5 protein-coding genes are annotated in these 3,665 nt (G+C 68.3%); 1 reads left to right on the top strand and 4 read right to left on the bottom strand.

Annotated features, from left to right (window positions below; genetic code table 11):
• Positions 1 to 256 precede the first annotated feature (256 nt).
• Positions 257 to 424 carry a hypothetical protein gene (locus AB0J09_RS59190; RefSeq protein WP_360712243.1) on the bottom strand — a complete coding sequence of 56 codons (168 nt, stop codon included), beginning with the start codon at positions 422 to 424 and terminating at the stop codon, positions 257 to 259.
• On the opposite strand from AB0J09_RS59190, the gene AB0J09_RS59185 reads away from it, so the two are divergent.
• On the top strand, positions 419 to 1,648 hold the full coding sequence (locus AB0J09_RS59185) for a plasmid pRiA4b ORF-3 family protein (RefSeq protein WP_360712240.1): 1,230 nt from the start codon (positions 419 to 421) through the stop codon (positions 1,646 to 1,648). The genes AB0J09_RS59190 and AB0J09_RS59185 overlap by 6 nt on opposite strands.
• 222 nt (positions 1,649 to 1,870) lie before the next feature.
• Here the strand turns inward: AB0J09_RS59185 and AB0J09_RS59180 are convergent, their stop codons facing one another.
• The 3 genes from AB0J09_RS59180 to AB0J09_RS59170 all read right to left on the bottom strand — a co-directional run.
• Positions 1,871 to 2,368, bottom strand: coding sequence for an NUDIX domain-containing protein (locus AB0J09_RS59180; RefSeq protein ID WP_360712237.1), 498 nt, complete (start codon positions 2,366 to 2,368; stop codon positions 1,871 to 1,873).
• A 208-nt stretch (positions 2,369 to 2,576) separates the two neighbouring features.
• Positions 2,577 to 2,957 carry a hypothetical protein gene (locus tag AB0J09_RS59175; RefSeq protein ID WP_360712234.1) on the bottom strand — a complete coding sequence of 127 codons (381 nt, stop codon included), beginning with the start codon at positions 2,955 to 2,957 and terminating at the stop codon, positions 2,577 to 2,579.
• 43 nt (positions 2,958 to 3,000) lie between these two features.
• Positions 3,001 to 3,665, bottom strand: a 665-nt coding sequence (locus AB0J09_RS59170; protein WP_360712232.1) for a phosphotransferase, incomplete at its 5' end; no start/stop codon positions are given.

The following is a 3,665-nucleotide window of genomic DNA, read 5'->3' as shown; positions in this document are numbered from 1 at the left end:
GCACCGGGAGTGCGCCGAGCAGGCACGTCGCGCGCTGGGGGCACGGGCGTACACGGCGGCCTTCCGTGACGGTAAGCGACTCGGACCGTCCCGGGCGGTCGCCTACGCGCTGGAAGAGCCCTGACGGGCACCGCCCGACACCGCCGTTCTCGGTTCCGTGACGCCCGCACCTCCAATCCGCGGTCCATGACCGCCTGCAAGGAGGTGAAGCGGAGTCGGGCAGGGCTGCCGAGCCGGGCGGCCGGCAATTCGCCGATCAGGTGGCAGCGCTGCGCATGACACCGATCGCCTGGTCGTCGATGGAGGCGAACAGGGCCGTGGGCCGCGAGTCCGACGAGAGGAGCCGGAGCGCGGCGTCGTAGCCGCCCTCCTCTTCGTCCACGGCCAGCCGGGCGGCCAGGAGCTGTTGACTGTATCCATGCATGAGCCAGAGGAATCCCCAGTGGTGCGGGAGCTGCGAGCATTCACCGAGTGGGTCGGCGCGGGCCGGAAACTGACCGCCACCGGCCAGATCACGCTGGCCGACGCCAGAACACTGGTAGCCCTGCTGGACACCGGTGACGTGGTCGACCCCGACATCGGAGGGCGGGTGTTCAAGACCACATCCAGCGCCGAGCTGCCCGGGTTGGTGCGGACCTTCCTGTGGGCCAGGGCCGCCGGCCTGGTGCGGGTGGTCAAAGGGCGGCTGGTTCCGGTGAAGAGGGCCGGGCCGATGCTCGCGCGCCCGCACGCGCTGTGGCAGGCGGCGTTCGAGGCGTTTCCACGGCTGGCGGAGGCCGTGTGCCCGGGCGGCTGGTGGACCTCCCCGTTGCATGAGGAGTTCGCGCCGGTGGTGCGCACCTTGCTGACCCGGTTGTACGGCGGGTCCGCGCCGGTTACGGAGCTGTACGAGCTGTCCTGGGAGCGGGCGTCGGCGCCGTTCGTCATCGAGAAGCCCGAGCGCGCCAGGCAAGCCAACGACCAGGACACCGAACGGGTGCTGAGCGCACTGGAGCGACTGGGAGCGATCGAGGTCACGAACGAGAAAGCCGCGCTGACGCCGCTCGGCCTGGAGGCGGTACGGCGAAGCCTGGGCGAGGCCGGTCCGGGCGACCCGGTGTACGAGCTCAAGGTGACGCTGCTGGACACCGATGAGCCGGTGGTGTGGCGGCGACTCCGCGTGTCCGCGGGGATCTCGCTGGCCCGGTTGCACCGCATTCTGGCAGTGGCCATGGGGTGGGCCGACTACCACCTGCACCTCTTCGCCGCCGAAGGGCGACGCTACGGCAGGCCCTCGCGCGAATGGGACATCGATGTGCTGGACGAGACGGCGACCATCCTGGCCGAGGTGGCGAGCGGCGAGGGCGCGCGGATCAGCTGGGAGTATGACCTCGGCGACGGCTGGGAGCACGAGATCGTCGTCGAGCGGACGATGGAGGCTGAGGAGAGTGTCCGGTATCCGGTGGTCGTGGCGGGAGAAGGCGCGTGCCCGCCGGAGGACTGCGGCGGGACGTGGGGATATCGCGAGTTCCGGGCCGCTCTGGCCGTTCCCCGACATGAGGAGCACGAGCACCTGGTGCGGTGGGCGGGGTTGACCAGCGCCGCGGAGTTCGATCCGGAGCGTTTCGATCTGGAGGCGGTCCGGCGAGCGGTGCTGAAGATCGCTTGATTCGTTCGTCCGCCCGACTTGCATGTCCTGCGAGCAGTCCTCGGTGTCCTTCCGGGGGCACCGGGTCGCCGTGGCCGGGTCGGCCCCGAGCCGCTGAGGTCCTCGTGGGCCATCGCCACAGCGGGTGACAGGGTTCGCACTCACCGATCAGGAAGCAGCGTAGCCCCGGTTCCTCTGTTACACCCGTGTAAGAAGGGCTGAGGAGGCATGAGATGTGCCATGTCAGCGCGTCGCCCGCCCGACAACATATCGGCGCAACGCCTCTCGCCCACCGGGAACGAAAGGCCATCGATCAACGACCTCCCGCAGTTCGAGCTCTGTGAGCCAGGCATGCCAAGCGATCTCGGACGGATCTGGAACCAATGGCTCAGTGATCACGGCCTCGTGCACCCCGAACCAGACAGGGCTGACCCCATCCCGGCACAGGAACTTGAACATGAAACGCACCGGGACGCCGGCGCCCAGCTCCTCGGACAGCTCGCGGGCTGCCGCGTCCTCATACGACTCGCTCACGTCCACGGCACCGCCGACCATCACGTCATAGTGGCCGGGAAAGCGAGTGTGCTGCTCCGCTCGGCGCAGCACGAGGATCCGCCGCATCGGATCGCGACAGATCGTCGTCGCGATCCGATGCATCCATCGCCGACGCTCCGCCTCTGCGCGATCCACGACTCCCAGCACGCGGTCCAGTTCATCCACTCGCTCGACCAGCTCGCCCATGCAGGACACGATCGCAGGCACCACCGACAACCTGCTCTACGAGCACCCCAAGCTAGTGATCTGCGTCACATGACCTGCCCAGAAACGCAACACGAGCGACGACCCCCAGCACGAACATCCCGATGGAAAGCCACCTGCTCGATCGCCACACGAACACAACCGCACACAGTGAGTACGGGCAGAAGCCACATCTTCGTCACGGACGCGATCATGAACGGCCTGCCTCCGCACATTGTGGGATGCCTTCCTCGCACACTTTGAGAAGCGGAAGGTGTCCATCGGCACCTGCGCACGCACCTTCGGGGCCCCGTGCATTCATGTGCACGCTTGTGTCAGATGCTCGCTCCTGCGACCGGATCCGGCACAGCGGGCACGGCTCGCCGAGATCCGCGACAACTTGATCGCCCGAATCGCCGAAGCCGAGACGGAAGGCTGGCTCGGCGAGGTCGAAGGTCTCCAGGTCAGCCTGGCTGGCGCCGAGGAGAAGCTCCGCCAGCTCGATCGGGGCCACGGGCAGCATACGGCCGTGGATCTTGGCATCCCCACCACGCGTGGTGATCGATGAACTCACGAAGGTGGGCTGCCGCATGGCCCTCAACCAAGATCGAGAACAAGTTCAAAAGAAGCGTGCATCAAATGCCCTTCAGAACACGATCAAGTGCCGCCCGGCCTGCAGGTCCCCAGTTCGGCTTGCCGCCGGGAAGACCCCGATCTCCGTTCTGCCCCATGAGCATCAGGAAGAGGCTCTTCATAGCGGCCAGCCCGCGGGCGCGCCGGATCGCCGCCTCGTCCGCGTGCGCGTACGCGTCGAAGAACCGTGCGGCCGCGCCCGCGGGGAGCAGCACCCACGCGGCGCCGAGGTCCCACGCGGGATCGCCGGCGAACAAGGCACCGAAATCGATCACGCCCGAGAGCGTTCCGTCCGAGACGACGACATTCGCGGGATGGAGGTCGCCGTGCACCCACACCGGCGGGCCCTCCCACTCGGGGGCCGCGACGGCATCGGCCCAGACGGCCCGGACGGCGCGGACATCGCCGACGGCGTCGGGGTCAATGGCCTGCAAGAACTGCTCGAAGCCGCCCGTGCACCTCTTGGGGTGAGCGCCGAGGTCCGAACTGGCCGGGGCCTCGGCGGGCGCCTCCACATGGAGCGCCTGGAGAAAGCTCGCCAGTGTGTCGGCCGCGTGGGCACCGCAGCTGATCGAGCCGTGGTCCAGCGGCTCGCCGGGAACCCACGTCATCACGGTCCAGTGCTTGGGGAAGCGCTCGGACGGTTCGCCGAACCGCACAGGGGTCG

The sequence above is a fragment of the Nonomuraea sp. NPDC049784 genome (genome assembly GCF_040659615.1).
Classification (GTDB): domain Bacteria; phylum Actinomycetota; class Actinomycetes; order Streptosporangiales; family Streptosporangiaceae; genus Nonomuraea.
Note: the sequence above shows the minus strand (reverse complement) of the source record. Positions and strands in the feature narration are given on the sequence as shown.

Bases quoted from the DNA above. Each gene is read 5' to 3' on its own strand.
- AB0J09_RS59190 (WP_360712243.1), bottom strand. From the start codon at position 424: ATGCATGGATACAGTCAACAGCTCCTGGCCGCCCGGCTGGCCGTGGAC.
- AB0J09_RS59175 (WP_360712234.1), bottom strand. From the start codon at position 2,957: ATGCGGCAGCCCACCTTCGTGAGTTCATCGATCACCACGCGTGGTGGG.
- AB0J09_RS59180 (WP_360712237.1), bottom strand. From the start codon at position 2,368: ATGGGCGAGCTGGTCGAGCGAGTGGATGAACTGGACCGCGTGCTGGGA.
- AB0J09_RS59185 (WP_360712240.1), top strand. From the start codon at position 419: ATGCATGAGCCAGAGGAATCCCCAGTGGTGCGGGAGCTGCGAGCATTC.